This is a genomic window from Enterobacter vonholyi (genome assembly GCF_040834095.1).
Taxonomy (GTDB): domain Bacteria; phylum Pseudomonadota; class Gammaproteobacteria; order Enterobacterales; family Enterobacteriaceae; genus Enterobacter; species Enterobacter vonholyi.
The window spans coordinates 423,605-441,686 of sequence record NZ_CP162152.1; the positions used below are offsets into that span (position 1 = coordinate 423,605).

Below are 18,082 nucleotides of genomic sequence, written 5' to 3' on the forward strand. Positions count from 1 at the left end.
ATTCATGCCGATTCAGGTTCTACCGCCGCAGCTCGCGAACCAAATCGCCGCCGGTGAGGTGGTGGAACGCCCTGCGTCGGTGGTGAAGGAGCTGGTGGAAAACAGCCTCGATGCGGGCGCAACCCGCATCGATATTGATATCGAACGCGGTGGCGCGAAGCTTATCCGCATTCGGGACAACGGCTGTGGCATTAAAAAAGAGGAGCTGTCGCTGGCGCTGGCTCGTCACGCCACCAGTAAAATCGCCTCTCTGGACGATCTGGAAGCGATTATTAGCCTCGGTTTTCGCGGTGAAGCGCTGGCCAGTATCAGCTCGGTTTCGCGTTTAACGCTGACCTCCCGTACCGCTGAACAGCAGGAAGCCTGGCAGGCTTACGCCGAAGGGCGCGACATGGATGTGACGGTCAAACCGGCGGCGCATCCTGTCGGGACGACGCTTGAAGTATTAGATCTCTTCTACAACACCCCCGCCCGACGCAAGTTTATGCGTACCGAGAAGACCGAGTTCGGCCATATCGACGAGATCATTCGCCGTATCGCGCTGGCCCGTTTCGATGTCACCATCAACCTCAGCCACAACGGCAAGGTGATGCGCCAGTACCGCGCGGTGGCAGAAGGTGGACAGAAAGAGCGCCGCCTGGGCGCTATCTGCGGTACGCCGTTTCTGGAACAGGCGCTGGCCATTGAGTGGCAGCACGGCGATCTGGCTTTACGCGGCTGGGTTGCCGATCCAAACGCGAGCAGTGCTGCGTTCTCGGAAATTCAGTATTGCTACGTGAACGGCCGCATGATGCGCGATCGTCTTATCAATCACGCGATTCGCCAGGCCTGCGAAGACAAGCTCGGGGCCGATCAGCAGCCTGCTTTCGTCCTTTATCTGGACATCGATCCGCATCAGGTGGATGTGAACGTTCATCCTGCCAAGCATGAGGTGCGGTTCCACCAGTCGCGTCTGGTTCACGACTTCATTTATCAGGGCGTGGCCGCTGTGTTGCAGCAGCAGGCAGCACCAACGCTGCCGCTGGAAAACGACGCTCCAGCGCCGCGTCCGCTGCCGGAAAACCGAGTGGCGGCAGGGCGTAACCATTTTGCGGAGCCTGCCGCCGCGCGTGAACCGGAGACCCCGCGTTTCTCCCCGGCAGGGAGCGCACCGCGTTCAACGGGCGCGAACTACCCGAATGCCCAGCCTGGTTATCAGAAGCAGCAGGGAGCGTTGTACCGCAAACTGCTGGAAACGCCAGCCGTGGAGCGTAAAGAGCACATTCCTGCCGCACAGCCTTCTCTGGATAGGCATAGCCAAAGTTTTGGCCGGGTGCTGACGATTATCGCGCCCGACATGGCATTGCTTGAGCGTGACGGCAAACTGATGCTTATGGCACTGCCGGTCGCCGAACGCTGGCTTAAACAGGTGCAGCTCACGCCTGGCGAAAATGCAGCCTGTGCGCAGCCGCTCTTGATTCCGGTTCGCCTGAAAATATCCCCTGATGAAACAAGGGTATTGCAGCGTGCTGAGCCGCAGCTGGCGCAGATGGGTATTGAAACTGTGCTCGAACCACAACATGTGACAATTCGTGCAGTGCCTTTACCCTTACGCCAACAAAATTTACAAAACTTGATTCCTGAACTGATAGGCTACCTGGCGCAGCAAACATCGTTTGATGCCGCCAACACCGCGCAGTGGATCGCCCGCCATCTGGCAAGCGAACACGCGCCGTGGAGCATGGCACAGGCCATCAGCGTGCTGGCTGAGGTTGAACGCCTCTGTCCGCATCTGGTGAAAGCGCCGCCGGGTGGGTTATTACAACCTGTTGATTTACAAACGGCGATGAACGCCCTGAAACATGATTGACGCAAGTAAGGCGAGCCTGCCTAAGGCAATTTTTTTAATGGGCCCAACGGCCTCCGGCAAAACGGCGCTAGCCATTGAGTTGCGTAAAGTTTTGCCTGTAGAGTTGATTAGCGTCGACTCTGCCCTCATCTACCGAGGGATGGATATCGGCACGGCGAAGCCTGACGCAGAAGAACTGCGCGCGGCACCGCACCGTTTGCTGGATATACTCGACCCGGCTCAGGCTTACTCCGCAGCGGATTTTCGCCGGGATGCCTTAGCCGAGATGGCAGAGATAACGGCGGCGGGGCGTATACCTCTGTTGGTTGGCGGAACCATGCTCTACTTCAAGGCGCTGCTGGAGGGGTTGTCACCTCTGCCATCCGCGGATCCGGAAATAAGAGCAAAAATTGAGCAGCAGGCGGCAGAGCAGGGTTGGGACGTTTTGCATCAGCAACTGGCGGAGATTGACCCGGTTGCTGCAGCGCGGATCCATCCAAATGATCCGCAAAGGCTTTCCCGGGCACTGGAAGTTTTTTTCATTTCGGGTAAAACTTTAACGGAACTGACGCAAACGTCAGGAGACGCTCTGCCGTATCAGGTGCATCAGTTCGCCATCGCCCCGGCGAGCCGTGAACTGCTCCATCAGCGGATTGAGCAGCGTTTTCATCAGATGTTAGCTTCAGATTTTGAAGCAGAAGTGCGGGCGCTTTTTGCCCGTGGAGATTTGCATACGGACATGCCTTCCATTCGTTGTGTGGGATACCGCCAGATGTGGTCGTATCTTGAAGGTGAGATTTCATACGATGAAATGGTTTATAGAGGTGTTTGCGCCACGAGACAGTTAGCGAAGCGCCAGATCACCTGGTTGCGCGGTTGGGAGGGTGTTCACTGGTTAGACAGTGAAAAACCGCAACAGGCGTTAAACGAAGTGATTGAGGTTGTTGGTGATATCGCTCACTGAATGTGTACAATTGAGGCGTATCGTGCGCAATTTTTCAGAATCGCAAGGTTCTAAGTACAAAACAAGCATATAAGGAAAAGATAGAATGGCTAAGGGGCAATCTTTACAAGATCCGTTCCTGAACGCATTGCGTCGGGAACGTGTTCCAGTTTCTATTTATTTGGTGAATGGTATTAAGCTGCAAGGTCAGATTGAGTCTTTCGATCAGTTTGTGATTCTGTTGAAAAACACGGTCAGTCAGATGGTCTACAAGCACGCTATTTCTACTGTTGTTCCGTCCCGTCCGGTATCTCATCACAGCAATAACGCTGGCGGCGGCACTGGTAGTAACTACCATCATGGCAGCAGCGCGCAGGGTTCTTCAACGCCGGCGCAGGACAGCGACGAGACCGAATAAGGTTTCGCACTGTTATCCACACGGGGAGCCAGGGATCCTGCGTTCCCCGCTGATCTTTTTAGAGAGGTTTACGCTTGTTTGACCGTTATGATGCCGGTGAGCAGGCGGTGCTGGTACACATCTATTTTTCGCAAGACAAAGATATGGAAGACCTCCAGGAGTTTGAATCTCTGGTCTCTTCCGCCGGTGTCGAAGCAATGCAGGTGATTACCGGTAGCCGTAAAGCGCCGCACCCAAAGTATTTTGTTGGTGAAGGTAAAGCAGTCGAAATTGCGGATGCCGTAAAAGCAACCGGCGCGTCAGTCGTGTTGTTTGATCATGCGCTGTCTCCAGCCCAGGAGCGCAACCTGGAAGCCCTTTGCGAATGCCGTGTTATCGATCGCACGGGTTTGATTTTAGATATTTTTGCTCAGCGTGCACGTACCCATGAAGGGAAACTGCAGGTTGAGCTGGCGCAGCTGCGCCATCTGGCAACGCGTCTGGTGCGTGGCTGGACACACCTTGAAAGACAAAAAGGCGGGATTGGTTTGCGCGGTCCGGGTGAAACCCAGCTCGAAACCGACCGTCGTTTACTGCGTGGCCGAATTACCCAGATCCTCTCACGTCTGGAACGTGTAGAGAAACAGCGTGAACAGGGGCGTCGGGCGCGCACCAAAGCCGACATCCCGACGGTGTCGCTGGTGGGCTATACCAACGCCGGTAAATCCACCCTGTTTAACCAGATAACTGAGGCCCAGGTGTATGCCGCAGACCAGCTGTTTGCGACCCTGGACCCTACGCTGCGCCGTATTGACGTTGCAGACGTCGGTGAAACGGTGCTGGCGGATACCGTAGGTTTTATTCGCCACCTGCCGCATGACCTTGTGGCGGCGTTTAAAGCCACCCTGCAGGAGACGCGACAGGCGACTCTGCTGCTGCACGTGATTGATGCAGCAGACGTGCGCGTGCAGGAGAACATTGACGCGGTGAATGTGGTGCTCGAAGAAATCGATGCTCACGAGATCCCAACGCTGTTGGTCATGAACAAGATCGATGTGCTGGACGATTTCGAACCGCGTATCGACAGAGATGAAGAAAACAAACCAATTCGGGTCTGGCTTTCTGCCCAGACCGGTATTGGTGTGCCACTGCTTTTCCAGGCTTTGACAGAACGTCTTTCCGGTGAGGTAGCTCAGCACACGCTGCGACTGCCGCCACAGGAAGGCAGGCTGCGCAGCCGGTTTTATCAGCTTCAGGCGATAGAAAAAGAGTGGATGGAGGATGACGGCAGCGTGGGGATGCAGGTGCGTATGCCGATCGTTGACTGGCGTCGCCTCTGTAAACAAGAACCTGCGCTGGTCGACTATATAGTCTGATCAGAAAGGGGATGCCTGAATAATTCGCCCTTGCATAACAAATATGGAGCATATACATGGCGTGGAATCAGCCCGGTAATAACGGACAAGACCGCGACCCGTGGGGAAGCAGCAAACCTGGCGGCAACTCTGAGGGAAATGGCAACAAAGGTGGTCGCGAGCAGGGGCCGCCGGATCTGGATGATATCTTCCGCAAACTGAGCAAGAAGCTTGGTGGCCTTGGCGGAGGAAAAGGTTCTGGCTCGGGTGGCAATTCCACTCAGAGTACGCGCCCGCCAATGGGGGGCCGCGTAGTGGGCATCGTGGCCGCTGCGGTAGTCATCATCTGGGCAGCCAGCGGGTTCTACACCATTAAAGAAGCAGAACGCGGCGTAGTCACCCGTTTCGGTAAGTTCAGCCATCTGGTTGAGCCGGGTCTGAACTGGAAGCCAACCTTCATTGACGACGTGACCGCGGTAAACGTGGAATCTGTCCGTGAACTGGCCGCCTCCGGCGTGATGCTGACCTCTGACGAAAACGTGGTGCGCGTTGAGATGAACGTGCAGTACCGCGTGACCGATCCTGAGCGTTACCTGTTTAGCGTGACCAGCGCCGATGACAGCCTGCGTCAGGCGACTGACAGCGCCCTGCGTGGTGTCATCGGAAAATACACCATGGACCGTATCCTGACCGAAGGTCGTACCGTTATTCGTAGCGATACCCAGCGCGAGCTGGAAGAGACCATTCGTCCGTACAACATGGGTATCACCCTGCTGGACGTCAACTTCCAGGCTGCGCGTCCGCCGGAAGAGGTGAAAGCCGCATTTGACGATGCGATTGCTGCCCGTGAAAACGAACAGCAATACATCCGTGAAGCAGAAGCGTACACCAACGAAGTTCAGCCACGCGCTAACGGTCAGGCGCAGCGTATTCTGGAAGAAGCGCGCGCGTATAAGACCCAGACCATCCTGGAAGCTCAGGGTGAAGTGGCTCGCTTTGCGAAGATCCTGCCTGAATACAAAGCGGCGCCGGAAATTACCCGTGAGCGTCTCTATATCGAGACCATGGAAAAAGTGCTGAGCCACACCCGCAAAGTGTTGGTTAACGATAGTAAAGGCGGAAACCTGATGGTGCTGCCGCTGGATCAGATGCTGAAGGGCAGTTCTGCACCGGCAGCAAAAGATACCAGCGGAGCGAACAACCTGCTGCGTCTGCCGCCAGCCTCAACAGGCAGCGCCAGTACGAACACAACGCCTTCTTCGAACGATGGTGACATTATGGACCAACGCCGTGCTAACGCGCAGCGTAACGACTACCAGCGTCAGGGGGAATAAGGATGCGTAAGTCAGTTATTGCGATCATCGTCATCGTACTGGTCGTGCTTTATACCTCGATCTTTGTGGTGAAAGAGGGCGAGCGTGGGATCAAGTTCCAGTTCAGCAGCGTCGTGCGTGATGGCGACAAACGCCCGGTGATTTACGAGCCGGGTCTGCACTTCAAGGTGCCGTTCATTCAGTCCGTAAAAACGCTTGATGCGCGTATCCAGACCATGGATAACCAGGCAGATCGTTTTGTGACCAAAGAGAAGAAAGACCTGATCGTTGATTCCTATATCAAATGGCGCATCAGCGATTTCAGCCGTTACTTCCTGGCAACGGGCGGCGGTGACGTTTCTCAGGCAGAAGTGCTGCTGAAACGTAAGTTCTCTGACCGTCTGCGTTCTGAGATTGGTCGTCTGGATGTGAAAGACATCGTGACCGACTCCCGTGGTCGTCTGACCCTGGAAGTTCGCGATGCGCTAAACTCCGGCACAGCGGGCACTGAAGATGAAGTTTCAACGCCGGCAGCAGACGATGCGATTGCCAAAGCGGCTGAACGTGTTCAGGCGGAAACCAACGGTAAAGTGCCGGTGATCAATCCGAACAGTATGGCTGCACTGGGTATCGAAGTCGTTGACGTGCGTATCAAGCAGATCAACCTGCCGGTGGAAGTGTCCGAGGCGATTTACAACCGTATGCGCGCCGAGCGTGAAGCGGTAGCCCGTCGTCACCGTTCACAGGGCCAGGAAGAGGCTGAGAAGCTGCGTGCTGCAGCAGACTACGAAGTCACCAAGACGCTGGCGGAATCTGAGCGCCAGGGCCGTATCCTGCGCGGTGAAGGTGATGCGGAAGCCGCGAAGCTGTTTGCTGATGCCTTCAGCCAGGATCCTGACTTCTATGCCTTTATCCGTAGCCTGCGTGCCTACGAGAATAGCTTCCAGAGCAGCCAGGATGTGATGGTGCTTAGCCCGGACAGCGATTTCTTCCGTTATATGAAGACGCCGACTAACGCAACGCGATAAACTCAGGCTCGTTTGAGTATTCAAACCACCGCTCTCAACGGAGCGGTGGTTTTCTTTTATAAGGAACAAAAATGAATTCAACGATCTGGCTCGCGCTGGCCCTGGTCCTGGTGCTTGAAGGCCTGGGACCGATGCTCTATCCACGCGCCTGGCGTCGAATGATCGCCACCATGAGCCAACTGCCGGATAATATTTTACGTCGTTTTGGCGGCGGTCTTGTGGTTGCGGGCATCGTGATCTACTACATGTTGAGGAAAACGATTGGCTGATCAAAAAGTAGGCGCAATCGGCGTATTTTGAGGTCAAAAAGTGCTGTATATCTGAAAAAGCGATGGTAGAATCCATTTTTAAGCAAACGGTGATTTTGAAAAAAATGGGTAACAACGTCGTCGTACTGGGCACCCAATGGGGTGACGAAGGTAAAGGGAAGATTGTTGATCTTCTGACTGAACGGGCTAAATATGTTGTGCGCTACCAGGGCGGTCACAACGCAGGCCATACTCTCGTAATCAACGGTGAAAAAACCGTCCTCCATCTTATTCCATCAGGCATTCTTCGCGAAAACGTCACCAGCATCATCGGTAACGGCGTTGTGCTGTCTCCAGCGGCGCTGATGAAAGAGATGAAAGGTCTGGAAGACCGTGGTATCCCTGTTCGTGAGCGTCTGCTGCTCTCCGAAGCCTGCCCGCTGATCCTGGATTATCACGTGGCGCTGGACGTAGCGCGTGAGAAAGCGCGTGGCGCGAAAGCGATCGGCACCACCGGTCGTGGTATCGGCCCGGCTTACGAAGATAAAGTTGCACGCCGCGGTCTGCGCGTGGGCGATCTCTTCGACAAAGCGACCTTCGCTGAAAAACTGAAAGAAGTGATGGAATATCACAACTTCCAGCTGGTGAACTTCTATAAAGCTGACGCTGTTGACTACCAGAAAGTGCTGGATGACGTCATGGCGATTGCAGACATTCTGACCGGTATGGTTGTTGATGTGTCCGATCTGCTGGACCAGGCGCGCAAGCGTGGCGATTTCGTCATGTTCGAAGGTGCGCAGGGTACGCTGCTGGACATCGACCACGGTACCTATCCGTACGTCACCTCCTCTAACACCACCGCGGGTGGCGTGGCGACCGGCTCTGGCCTGGGTCCACGTTATGTGGATTACGTCCTGGGCATCATCAAAGCGTACTCCACTCGCGTGGGTGCGGGTCCATTCCCGACCGAACTGTTTGATGAAACCGGCGAGTTCCTGTGCAAGCAGGGTAACGAGTTTGGCGCGACCACCGGTCGTCGTCGTCGTACCGGCTGGCTGGATGCGGTTGCAGTGCGTCGTGCTGTGCAGATCAACTCCCTGTCTGGCTTCTGCCTGACCAAGCTGGACGTACTGGACGGCCTGAAAGAAGTGAAAATCTGCGTCGGCTACCGTATGCCAGATGGCCGCGAAGTGACCACCACTCCGCTGGCTGCTGACGACTGGGAAGGCATTGAGCCAATCTACGAAACCATGCCGGGCTGGTCTGAGACCACCTTCGGTGTGAAAGAGCGTAGCGGCCTGCCGCAGGCGGCGCTGGATTACATCAAGCGCATTGAAGAACTGACCGAAGTGCCGATCGATATTATTTCTACCGGCCCGGATCGTACTGAAACGATGATCCTGCGCGACCCGTTCGACGCATAATCTTCGTGACTGCTGGCCTGCGGGGAGACCCGTAGGCCGGATAAGTGTAGCGCCATCCGGCGACCGCTCCTGGATCTCCGCTTTTTCGCCCCGTCTGTCAAATAAATTAGCCGCTAACTATCTGGCTGGTTTATCATCATTAATGAATATCTCTGCGGTTTGTCCGCGATTTCCCTTTTTCCTGAGGTTGATGTGCAGTTAACAAGTTTCACCGATTACGGCTTACGTGCGCTGATTTACATGGCGTCGTTACCCGAGGGGAAGATGACCAGTATCTCTGAAGTGACAGAGGTCTACGGCGTATCCCGTAATCATATGGTCAAAATAATCAATCAACTTAGTCGTGCCGGATACGTTGCTGCCGTCCGCGGGAAGAATGGTGGGATCCGTCTCGGTAAACCGGCACAGAGTATTCGTGTTGGCGATGTGGTACGTGAACTGGAGCCGCTGTCTCTGGTGAACTGCAGCAGCGAGTTCTGCCACATCACGCCCGCTTGCCGCCTCAAACAGGCGCTTTCTAAGGCCGTGCAAAGTTTTCTCATGGAACTGGATAACTACACGCTGGCCGATTTGGTTGAAGAGAATCAACCGCTTTATAAATTATTGCTGGTGGAATGAAGAAAATTTCCACCGGAGCTGACAACGGAGGAACCGACATGTCACACGATCCTTTCCAGGAACGCGAAGCCGAAAAATACGCGAATCCTATCCCCAGCCGCGAGTTCATCATTGAACACTTAACAAAACGCGAAAAACCCGCCAATCGTGAAGAACTTGCCGTTGAATTAAATATTGAAGGTGAAGAGCAGATTGAAGCCCTTCGCCGCCGCCTGCGCGCGATGGAGCGCGACGGGCAACTGGTCTTTACCCGCCGCCAGTGCTACGCGCTGCCGGAACGCCTCGATCTGCTGAAAGGGACCGTCATTGGTCACCGCGATGGCTTCGGCTTCCTGCGCGTGGAAGGCCGTAAAGACGATCTGTATCTCTCATCTGAACAGATGAAAATGTGCATCCACGGCGACCAGATCCTGGCACAGCCGCTGGGCGCCGACCGTAAAGGTCGCCGAGAAGCGCGCGTCGTGCGCGTTCTGGTGCCAAAAACCAGCCAGATTGTCGGCCGCTACTTTACCGACGCGGGCGTTGGGTTCGTGGTGCCGGACGACAGCCGTCTGAGCTTCGACATCCTGATCCCACCTGAAGAAGTGATGGGCGCCCGCATGGGCTTTGTGGTGGTGGTGGAACTTACCCAGCGCCCAACCCGTCGCACCAAAGCGGTAGGTAAAATCGTCGAAGTGCTGGGCGATAATATGGGCACCGGCATGGCCGTTGATATGGCGCTGCGCACCCACGAAATTCCGTACATCTGGCCGAAAGCGGTTGAAGAGCAGATCGAAAGCCTGCGTGAAGAAGTGCCGGAAGAATCCAAAGTGGGCCGCGTGGATCTCCGCTCCCTGCCGCTGGTTACGATCGACGGTGAAGACGCCCGTGACTTCGATGACGCCGTCTACTGCGAGAAAAAACGCGGCGGCGGCTGGCGTCTGTGGGTCGCTATTGCAGACGTAAGCTACTATGTTCGTCCGCACACTCCGCTGGATAACGAAGCGCGCAGCCGCGGTACCTCGGTCTACTTCCCGTCCCAGGTCGTGCCGATGCTGCCGGAAGTGCTCTCTAACGGCCTGTGTTCCCTGAACCCGCAGGTTGATCGCCTCTGTATGGTTTGCGAGATGACCATCTCCACCAAAGGGCGCTTAACCGGCTACAAGTTCTACGAAGCGGTGATGAGCTCGCACGCGCGTCTGACCTATACCAAGGTCTGGCATATGCTGCAGGGCGACCAGGATCTGCGCGAACAGTACGCGCCGCTGGTCAAACACATCGAAGAGCTGCATAACCTCTACAAAACGCTGGATCAGGCGCGCGAAGAGCGCGGCGGGATCTCGTTTGAGAGTGAAGAAGCGAAATTTATCTTCAACGCCGAGCGCCGCATTGAGCGTATCGAACAGACCCAGCGTAATGATGCGCACAAGCTGATCGAAGAATGTATGATTCTGGCGAATATCTCGGCGGCACGCTTCGTTGAGAAAGCCAAAGAGCCTGCGCTGTTCCGTATCCACGATAAACCGTCGACGGAAGCCATCACCGCGTTCCGCTCCGTGCTGGCTGAACTGGGCCTGGAGCTGCCGGGCGGCAACAAGCCAGAGCCGCGCGATTACGCCGAGCTGCTGGAATCCATTAGCGATCGTCCTGATGCAGAAATGCTGCAGACGATGCTGCTGCGCTCAATGAAGCAGGCGATTTACGATCCGGAAAACCGCGGACACTTCGGCCTGGCGCTGCAGTCTTACGCCCACTTTACGTCGCCGATCCGTCGTTATCCTGACCTCTCCCTGCACCGTGCGATCAAGTATCTGCTGGCGCAGGAGCAGGGACATAAAGGGAACACCACCGAAACCGGTGGCTACCACTATTCGATGGAAGAGATGCTGCAGCTGGGTCAGCACTGCTCCATGACCGAACGCCGTGCCGATGAAGCCACCCGCGACGTTGCGGACTGGCTGAAGTGTGACTTTATGCTGGACCAGGTCGGTAACGTCTTCAAAGGTGTGATTGCCAGCGTGACCGGCTTTGGCTTCTTCGTTCGTCTGGACGAGCTGTTCATCGACGGTCTGGTGCACGTCTCCAGCCTGGATAATGACTACTACCGCTTCGACCAGGTCGGCCAGCGTCTGATTGGCGAATCTGGCGGCCAGACCTATCGTCTGGGCGACCGTGTGGAAGTGAAGGTTGAGGCCGTGAATATGGACGACCGTAAAATCGACTTCAGCCTGATCTCCAGCGAGCGCGCCCCGCGTAACGTCGGTAAAACCGAACGCGAAAGAGCGAAAAAAGGCGGAAACGGCAAAACGAGCGGCAAGCGCCGTCAGGCCGGTAAGAAGGTGAACTTCGAGCCGGACAGCGCGTTCCGCGGTGAGAAGAAGCAGAAGCCGAAGGCGGCGAAGAAAGAAGCCCGTTCAGCGAAGAAACCTTCCGCGAAGACACAGAAAATAGCGGCCGCCACCAAAGCGAAGCGCGCGGCCAAGAAAAAGCAGGCGGAGTAAAATCTCCCCTCATCCTGACCCTCTCCCCAACGGGGGGAGGGGAAATACTTATTACGAGAACCATCAATGAGTGAAATGATTTACGGCATCCACGCGGTGCAGGCCCTTCTCGAGCGCGCACCGGAGCGTTTTCAGGAAGTGTTTATTCTGAAAGGGCGTGAAGATAAACGTCTGATGCCGCTGATCCACGCCCTGGAAGCGCAGGGCGTGGTGATCCAGCTGGCGAACCGCCAGTTCCTGGATGAAAAAAGTGAAGGCGCGGTTCACCAGGGGATCATTGCCCGCGTGAAGCCGGGCCGTCAGTATCAGGAAAACGATCTGCCGGATCTGATCGCTGAGCTGGATAACCCATTCTTCCTGATCCTCGATGGCGTAACCGATCCGCACAACCTCGGCGCGTGTCTGCGCAGCGCCGATGCAGCGGGCGTGCATGCGGTGATCGTACCGAAAGATCGCTCCGCGCAGCTGAACGCGACGGCGAAGAAGGTGGCCTGCGGCGCGGCGGAAAACGTTCCGCTGATCCGCGTGACCAACCTGGCGCGCACCATGCGTCTGCTGCAGGAAGAGAACATCTGGATCGTCGGGACTGCCGGTGAAGCGGATCATACTCTGTACCAGAGCAAAATGACCGGCCGTCTGGCGCTGGTGATGGGGGCGGAAGGTGAAGGCATGCGTCGTCTGACCCGCGAGCACTGCGATGAGCTGATCAGCATCCCGATGGCGGGCAGCGTGTCCTCCCTGAACGTGTCTGTTGCGACGGGTATTTGCCTGTTTGAAGCGGTGCGTCAGCGTAGCTGATTTTCGCCCGGTGGCGCTTCGCTTACCGGGCCTACGGTTTTGTAGGCCGGGTAAGGCGAAGCCGCCACCCGGCAAAACAACCTCACTCCTCTAACGACCGCAAATGGTCATCCTTCCTCAGAGTCATCAGCGCGAAAATACTCACCACCGCCGTTGCCATCACGTAATACGCCGGAATATCCAGGTTACCCGTCTGCTTAATCAGCCCGGTAATGATTAACCCTGCGCATCCCGAGAAAATCGCGTTCGATAACGAGTAGGCCAGCCCCAGCCCGGTATAGCGCACGCGCGTCGGGAACATCTCAGAGAGCATCGCCGGGCCCGGCCCCGCCAGCATGCCCACCAGACCGCCCGCAATCAACACCACAACAGCCTTCACCGCCAGCGTGCTGGACTCCGCCTGCAGAAGTTTCAGCAGCGGCAGGGCGAGGATCAGCAGCAGCGCGGTGGCGATAATCATCACCGTGCGACGCCCGATCCTATCGCTCAGGATCCCCGACGGAATGATGGTCAGCGCAAACCCAACGTTCGAAATCACCGCGATCAGCAGCGCCTGGTTAAACCCGGTGTGTAGCGCCGACTGGAGATAGGTCGGCATAATCACCAGGTAAGTGTAACCCGCCGCAGACCAGACCATTACGCGCCCAATCCCCATCACGATGGCCCTGAGCGTAGCGGCAATATCCGCCTGAGCGACAGCCGGTTTGTCCTGCTGCTGCACAAAGCTGGGCGTCTCCTCCATGCTGACGCGAAGCCACAGCGCAACAACACCCATGGGCAGCGCCAGGAAGAAAGGAATGCGCCAGCCCCAGTCGTGCAGGGCTTCAGGCGTGAGGAGGGCGGAGAGCAGCGCCACGATGCCTGCGCCCGCCAGCAGCCCCAGCGCCACGGTAAAGGACTGCCACGCGCCATAGAGGCCGCGCCTGCCGCGCGGGGCGAACTCCGTCATCAGCGAGACCGCACCGCCGTACTCGCCGCCGGCGAACAGTCCCTGCAGGATGCGAAGCAGCGTAACGATCAGCGGTGCGGCAATGCCGATGCTGGCATAGACCGGCACAATGCCGATGGCGGCGGTGGCCAGCGTCATGAGTACCAGCACAATAATGAGCGTCGGCTTTCGGCCAATTCGGTCGCCGATGCGGCCAAACACCACCGCACCCAGCGGACGGAAGAAGAAGGCGATGGCGAATGAGGCGTAGGTGAGGATCAGGCTGGTAAGCCCAGCTTCCCCTTCAAGCTGGAAGAAGTTCTTCGCAATGACGGTCGCCAGAAAACCGTAGACCGCAAACTCATACCACTCGATAAAGTTACCAATGGAGCCGGCAATTAATGCTCGCTTGTGCGCATCCGGTTGCATAACGATCCTCATTGAAAAGGGTAAGAATAAATTATTCAACAAAAGCGAAGTCATGAAATAGTTTATTCTTATGTTCTGTGAGCTATTTCACGAATGATATCAGCGGGATCGTGAACGTGTGACTCCCCTCCCATGCAGCGTGTGCGCGGTCTGTCCATACTTATCGTCATTGCCACTGAAGAAGGGAGACAGTATGCACTGGCAGACCCATACCGTTTTCAATCAACCCGCACCGCTTTCCAACAGCAACCTTTTCCTCTCGGACTGCGCGCTGCGTGACGCAGTTTCGCGCGAGGGGGCCGAGTGGGATATCGAACTGCTCGCCAGCATCGGGCAGCAGTTAGGTACCGCAGAGTCGCTGGAGCTGGGCAGGCTGGCGAACGTGAATCCGCCGGAGCTGTTACGCTATGACGCCACGGGCGAGCGGCTGGACGACGTGCGTTTTCACCCGGCATGGCACCTGCTGATGCAGGGGCTGTGTGCCAATCGGGTACATAACCTGGCGTGGGAAGAGGAGGCGCGTAAAGGGGCGTTTGTCGCGCGGGCCGCACGCTTTGTGCTGCATGCGCAGGTGGAAGCGGGCACGCTTTGCCCGATCACCATGACGTTTGCCGCCACGCCGCTCCTGCAGCAGGCGCTTCCCAAAATATTTCACGACTGGCTGACGCCGCTGCTCAGCGATCGCTACGATCCGCATCTGGCTCCTGGCGCGCAAAAGCGCGGCCTGCTGATCGGTATGGGGATGACGGAAAAACAGGGCGGCTCGGACGTGCTGAGCAACACCACCAAAGCGGAAAAATGCAGCGACGGCAGCTACCGGCTGGTGGGCCATAAATGGTTTTTCTCCGTCCCGCAAAGCGATGCGCATCTGGTGCTGGCCCAGGCGAAGGGCGGGCTGTCCTGCTTTTTTGTGCCGCGCTTTTTACCTGACGGACAGCGCAACGCCGTCCGGCTGGAGCGCCTTAAGGACAAGCTCGGGAACCGCTCCAACGCCAGCAGCGAGGTGGAGTTTCTTGATGCCTCCGGCTGGCTGCTGGGGGAAGAGGGCGAAGGGGTACGGCAGATCCTCAAAATGGGCGGTCTGACGCGCTTTGACTGCGCGCTGGGCAGCCACGGACTGATGCGTCGGGCGCTCTCGGTGGCGCTGTACCATGCCCACCAGCGTCAGACCTTCGGCAAAAATCTTATCGATCAGCCGCTCATGCGCGAAGTGCTAAGCCGGATGGCGCTGGTGCTGGAGGGGCACACGGCGCTGCTGTTCCGCCTGGCCCGCGCGTGGGATAAACGCGCGGATCCGCAGGAGGCCGCCTGGGCGCGGCTGTTTACCCCGGCGGCGAAATTTAGCGTGTGCAAAGCGGGCATCCCGTTTGTCGCTGAGGCGATGGAGGTGCTGGGTGGGATCGGTTATTGCGAAGAGAGTGAACTTCCCCGCCTGTACCGCGAGATGCCGGTGAACAGCATCTGGGAAGGGTCAGGAAATATCATGTGCCTGGACGTGCTGCGCGTGCTGGCGAAGCAGCCGGGCATTCACGACCTGCTTGCCGACGAGTTTGCGCAGGTGAAAGGGCAGGACAGACACTTCGACCGCAGCTGGCGACAGCTTCAGCAAAAACTGCGTAAACCGCAGGAGGCGCAGGGGCGGGAGATCGCGCAGCAGCTTTTCCTGCTGGGTGCCGGAAGCCAGATGCTGCGGCATGCGTCGCCCCCGGTGGCGCAGGCGTGGTGCCGCATGATGCTGGATACCCGTGGCGGCACGCTGATGAGCGAGCAGGTGCAAAGTGACCTGCTGCTGCGTGCGACGGGCAGAGTCGGTTAATCTTTTAGCTGGAACAGACTCACCAGCTGGGCCAGATGTGATCCCTTCTCGCGCAGCGTTTGAGCCGTTTGTTCGCTGCGTGAGATACGATCGGCATTGATATGCGACGCTTCGCCAATGTGGGTCATGGCGAGATTAACCTGGCCAATCCCTGCGGACTGCTCGCGTGAGGCATGGTTAATCTCGGTGACCAGCTGGCTGATGTTATCGATATGAATGATGATGTCATCCATCGCCAGGCGGGTCTTTTCAGACAGCGCATGGCCCTCACTCACTTTTCTGAGCGTATCGCCAATCAGCTGTTCAATCTCCTTCACCGCGTTAGCGCTGCGTCCCGCCAGGGCGCGAACTTCCTGAGCGACTACCGCAAACCCTTTTCCGTGCTCACCCGCGCGGGCCGCTTCCACTGCCGCATTCAGCGCCAGAATATTGGTCTGGAAAGCGATGGATTCGATCACGCGCGTGATGTCTTCGATGCGTTTTGACGCTTCGCGAATATCGTCCATGGTCGACACCGCGTGGGTGACCGTCTCACCGCCCTGATGGACCGCGAGCGAGGTTTCACCGACCAGCTGCTGCGTTTGCTCCATGTTGGCGGCATTTTGCTGCACGGTGGCGGCCAGCTGCTCCATGCTGGCGGAGGTCTCTTCCACGCTGCTCGCCTGCTTGTTGATCTGCTCTGAAATCTCGCCGGTGTCGGCGGCCAGCGCGTTGGTGCCCAAATGGATCTCGCCAGCGGCCTCGCGGACCTGCAGGACAATTTTTTGCAGGCCGCCGCCGATGCCGTTGATGGCGTCGATCAGCTGGCCGACCTCGTCCTGGCGCGTCACGGGCAGGCTGGAACGGAGATCCCCTGCGGCATATTGCCGGGCAAGATGGATCACATTGCGCAGCGGTCGGGTCAGCACGCGGCGAATAAGAATCACGAACAGGCCAGCAAACAGGATGGATAAGACCACGCCGGCCAGCAGGAAGCGATCGCGCATGGCGGTAACGCTTGAGAGCAGCACCGATTTATCCACTTCGCCGACGATAGTCCAGTTCCAGCCTGGCAGCGGGGTATAGGCCATTTTCAGCGTGCGGCCGTCGTCGCTTACGCGTTCCAGCGTGCCGGGCTTGTCACTCAAAAGCTGTTGCTGCGTCGCGCCGTCCCACTTCGGCAGCTGTCCCTCTTCACCGGCATGGAACAGGTATTGCCCGCGCGTTTTGCCGTTGCTGCGATCCAGCACGAAGAAGTGGCCGCTCTCGCCCAGGCGACGGGTGAGGATTTTCTCGCGCATGACGTTCCAGGAATGCGTAATGTCCACGCCAACAAAGACGATCGCAATGACCTGGCCTTCGGCGTTTTTAACCGGCTGATACTGGGTGATATAGCGTTTGCCAAACAGCAGCGCCAGGCCACGGTAGACTTCCCCTCTGTTGACTGCGGCAAAGGCCGGGCTGGCGGTATCCAGCACGGTGCCCATCGCCCGCTCGCCGTTCTCTTTGCGCAGGGAGGTGGCGACGCGAACAAAGTCGTTACCGCTGCGTACAAACAGCGTGGAGATTGCTCCCGTACGGCTCAGAAAATCATCGGAAAAAGAGGTATTTTCATGGAGTTCAGCTTCTCCCCCTTTCAGTAGGGGAACGGTGAGCCCGTTAATGGTCCGGGGCTGCTGAGTATCGACGCTAAAAGGCTGGGGCAGAAATGTCGTAAACAGTTTGGTGTAGCTTTCGACTTCTTCGCTCAGGCTGGTATTAAACATCTGCACCATGTCGACCATGCCTGTGGACTGATTATGCAGATCTTCGACGGCGAGGGCTTCAAGCTGCTGGCTGGCTTTTTGACTGAGCAGAAAAGTGAAAAGCAGAAACAGCGTGGCGACACTGATGCCCGTAAGCAGCGACAGCTTTGCCCCCAGGCCTGCACGGCGAAAAACGTTGATCATAAATTGCTCATCATTGAAAAGGTATGGTTCTTCAACGGCAGAGCGGGGATTACGTTTACTGAATTAATGTAACAAAATGTTATTTTCTTGTTATTGATTGGTTTTTCATAAGATAAAAGATTTGCAAAAACGAAAAGCCACTAAAAATAAGTGGCTTTTATCAGGAGGGATATTACACGTAAAGAATGGCCTGTACTCGCCAGTGGTCGATGTGGTGATCTTCCTGCATCTGGATGATGCGATACCATGAAGCACCCTGCTCATCGGCCTTTAATGCCACAACGCGTTCAACGTCCTGCGGGCTCCCCGAGATATTATTCACGGAGATCTGGCCAATTTCATTCAGGCCAGTCACACAGTCAGCACTGGCGAATTCTGCTGACTGCGCGGTGGTGCTCACCAGGCCTGCTGAGAGCAACAGAGAGGTCAAAGCAAGAGTTCGTTTCATCGTCAGCTCCATTTCACATATCTCCGGTATCCGCCGGGCAATCCTTCGCGAATAAACTCCCTTCCATTGACGCGGGCATGGAGTTTATTGTGGACAGGAAA

The 18,082-nt window shown here is 56.9% G+C and carries 15 protein-coding genes; 12 read left to right on the plus strand and 3 right to left on the minus strand.

What is annotated here, in order from left to right; translation table 11 throughout:
• Positions 1-4: 4 nt before the first annotated feature.
• The 11 genes from mutL (at position 5) to rlmB (ending at position 12,432) form a co-directional block, all read left to right on the plus strand.
• A complete protein-coding gene (mutL, locus tag AB3N39_RS02000; protein ID WP_348942550.1) occupies positions 5-1,849 on the plus strand; it encodes a DNA mismatch repair endonuclease MutL in 1,845 nt (614 codons plus the stop codon).
• Complete coding sequence (miaA, locus tag AB3N39_RS02005) at positions 1,842-2,792, plus strand: tRNA (adenosine(37)-N6)-dimethylallyltransferase MiaA (RefSeq protein ID WP_023310135.1); 951 nt, start codon at positions 1,842-1,844, stop codon at positions 2,790-2,792. The genes mutL and miaA overlap by 8 nt, the downstream gene beginning before the upstream one ends.
• A gap of 85 nt (positions 2,793-2,877) precedes the next feature.
• Complete coding sequence (hfq, locus tag AB3N39_RS02010; RefSeq protein WP_023334248.1) at positions 2,878-3,189, plus strand: RNA chaperone Hfq; 312 nt, start codon at positions 2,878-2,880, stop codon at positions 3,187-3,189.
• Between the two features lie 74 nt (positions 3,190-3,263).
• Positions 3,264-4,544 carry a ribosome rescue GTPase HflX gene (gene hflX / locus AB3N39_RS02015; protein ID WP_133293627.1) on the plus strand — a complete coding sequence of 427 codons (1,281 nt, stop codon included), beginning with the start codon at positions 3,264-3,266 and terminating at the stop codon, positions 4,542-4,544.
• Positions 4,545-4,600: 56 nt separating this feature from the next.
• A complete protein-coding gene (hflK, locus tag AB3N39_RS02020; protein ID WP_133293628.1) occupies positions 4,601-5,857 on the plus strand; it encodes an FtsH protease activity modulator HflK in 1,257 nt (418 codons plus the stop codon).
• A 2-nt stretch (positions 5,858-5,859) separates the two neighbouring features.
• Positions 5,860-6,864 (plus strand): protease modulator HflC, encoded by a 1,005-nt coding sequence (gene hflC / locus AB3N39_RS02025; protein WP_111965392.1) that lies wholly within the window; start codon positions 5,860-5,862, stop codon positions 6,862-6,864.
• 71 nt (positions 6,865-6,935) lie between these two features.
• Positions 6,936-7,133 carry a DUF2065 domain-containing protein gene (locus AB3N39_RS02030; protein WP_003855996.1) on the plus strand — a complete coding sequence of 66 codons (198 nt, stop codon included), beginning with the start codon at positions 6,936-6,938 and terminating at the stop codon, positions 7,131-7,133.
• A 104-nt stretch (positions 7,134-7,237) separates the two neighbouring features.
• Positions 7,238-8,536 carry an adenylosuccinate synthase gene (locus AB3N39_RS02035; RefSeq protein ID WP_006178975.1) on the plus strand — a complete coding sequence of 433 codons (1,299 nt, stop codon included), beginning with the start codon at positions 7,238-7,240 and terminating at the stop codon, positions 8,534-8,536.
• Positions 8,537-8,728: 192 nt separating this feature from the next.
• The gene (gene nsrR / locus AB3N39_RS02040) at positions 8,729-9,154 is read left to right on the plus strand and encodes a nitric oxide-sensing transcriptional repressor NsrR (RefSeq protein ID WP_111965420.1); all 426 of its coding nucleotides are present in this window, start codon (positions 8,729-8,731) and stop codon (positions 9,152-9,154) included.
• Between the two features lie 38 nt (positions 9,155-9,192).
• A complete protein-coding gene (gene rnr, locus AB3N39_RS02045; RefSeq protein WP_115876625.1) occupies positions 9,193-11,634 on the plus strand; it encodes a ribonuclease R in 2,442 nt (813 codons plus the stop codon).
• Positions 11,635-11,700: 66 nt separating this feature from the next.
• Positions 11,701-12,432, plus strand: a complete 732-nt coding sequence (gene rlmB / locus AB3N39_RS02050; RefSeq protein ID WP_058840431.1) for a 23S rRNA (guanosine(2251)-2'-O)-methyltransferase RlmB — start codon at positions 11,701-11,703, stop codon at positions 12,430-12,432.
• Positions 12,433-12,514: 82 nt separating this feature from the next.
• On the opposite strand, the gene AB3N39_RS02055 is transcribed toward rlmB, so the two are convergent.
• Positions 12,515-13,789, minus strand: a complete 1,275-nt coding sequence (locus AB3N39_RS02055) for an MFS transporter (RefSeq protein ID WP_133293629.1) — start codon at positions 13,787-13,789, stop codon at positions 12,515-12,517.
• A gap of 193 nt (positions 13,790-13,982) precedes the next feature.
• Between AB3N39_RS02055 and AB3N39_RS02060 the strand changes: the two genes are divergently transcribed.
• Positions 13,983-15,605, plus strand: coding sequence for an isovaleryl-CoA dehydrogenase (locus tag AB3N39_RS02060; protein WP_133293630.1), 1,623 nt, complete (start codon positions 13,983-13,985; stop codon positions 15,603-15,605).
• Here AB3N39_RS02060 and AB3N39_RS02065 read toward each other — a convergent pair.
• Positions 15,602-17,533: a methyl-accepting chemotaxis protein gene (locus AB3N39_RS02065; protein ID WP_367897019.1), complete on the minus strand. Its 1,932-nt coding sequence runs from the start codon at positions 17,531-17,533 to the stop codon at positions 15,602-15,604. The genes AB3N39_RS02060 and AB3N39_RS02065 overlap by 4 nt on opposite strands.
• A 172-nt stretch (positions 17,534-17,705) precedes the next feature.
• Positions 17,706-17,981: a DUF1471 family protease activator YjfN gene (gene yjfN, locus AB3N39_RS02070; RefSeq protein WP_143344565.1), complete on the minus strand. Its 276-nt coding sequence runs from the start codon at positions 17,979-17,981 to the stop codon at positions 17,706-17,708.
• Positions 17,982-18,082 lie beyond the last annotated feature (101 nt).

What these genes read in the sequence shown, in the direction of transcription:
- mutL (WP_348942550.1), top strand. Translation starts at nt 5, where the DNA reads ATGCCGATTCAGGTTCTACCGCCGCAGCTCGCGAACCAAATCGCCGCC.
- miaA (WP_023310135.1), top strand. Translation starts at nt 1,842, where the DNA reads ATGATTGACGCAAGTAAGGCGAGCCTGCCTAAGGCAATTTTTTTAATG.
- hfq (WP_023334248.1), top strand. Translation starts at nt 2,878, where the DNA reads ATGGCTAAGGGGCAATCTTTACAAGATCCGTTCCTGAACGCATTGCGT.
- hflK (WP_133293628.1), top strand. Translation starts at nt 4,601, where the DNA reads ATGGCGTGGAATCAGCCCGGTAATAACGGACAAGACCGCGACCCGTGG.
- hflC (WP_111965392.1), top strand. Translation starts at nt 5,860, where the DNA reads ATGCGTAAGTCAGTTATTGCGATCATCGTCATCGTACTGGTCGTGCTT.
- AB3N39_RS02030 (WP_003855996.1), top strand. Translation starts at nt 6,936, where the DNA reads ATGAATTCAACGATCTGGCTCGCGCTGGCCCTGGTCCTGGTGCTTGAA.
- AB3N39_RS02035 (WP_006178975.1), top strand. Translation starts at nt 7,238, where the DNA reads ATGGGTAACAACGTCGTCGTACTGGGCACCCAATGGGGTGACGAAGGT.
- rnr (WP_115876625.1), top strand. Translation starts at nt 9,193, where the DNA reads ATGTCACACGATCCTTTCCAGGAACGCGAAGCCGAAAAATACGCGAAT.
- rlmB (WP_058840431.1), top strand. Translation starts at nt 11,701, where the DNA reads ATGAGTGAAATGATTTACGGCATCCACGCGGTGCAGGCCCTTCTCGAG.
- AB3N39_RS02055 (WP_133293629.1), bottom strand. Translation starts at nt 13,789, where the DNA reads ATGCAACCGGATGCGCACAAGCGAGCATTAATTGCCGGCTCCATTGGT.
- AB3N39_RS02060 (WP_133293630.1), top strand. Translation starts at nt 13,983, where the DNA reads ATGCACTGGCAGACCCATACCGTTTTCAATCAACCCGCACCGCTTTCC.
- AB3N39_RS02065 (WP_367897019.1), bottom strand. Translation starts at nt 17,533, where the DNA reads ATGATCAACGTTTTTCGCCGTGCAGGCCTGGGGGCAAAGCTGTCGCTG.
- yjfN (WP_143344565.1), bottom strand. Translation starts at nt 17,981, where the DNA reads ATGAAACGAACTCTTGCTTTGACCTCTCTGTTGCTCTCAGCAGGCCTG.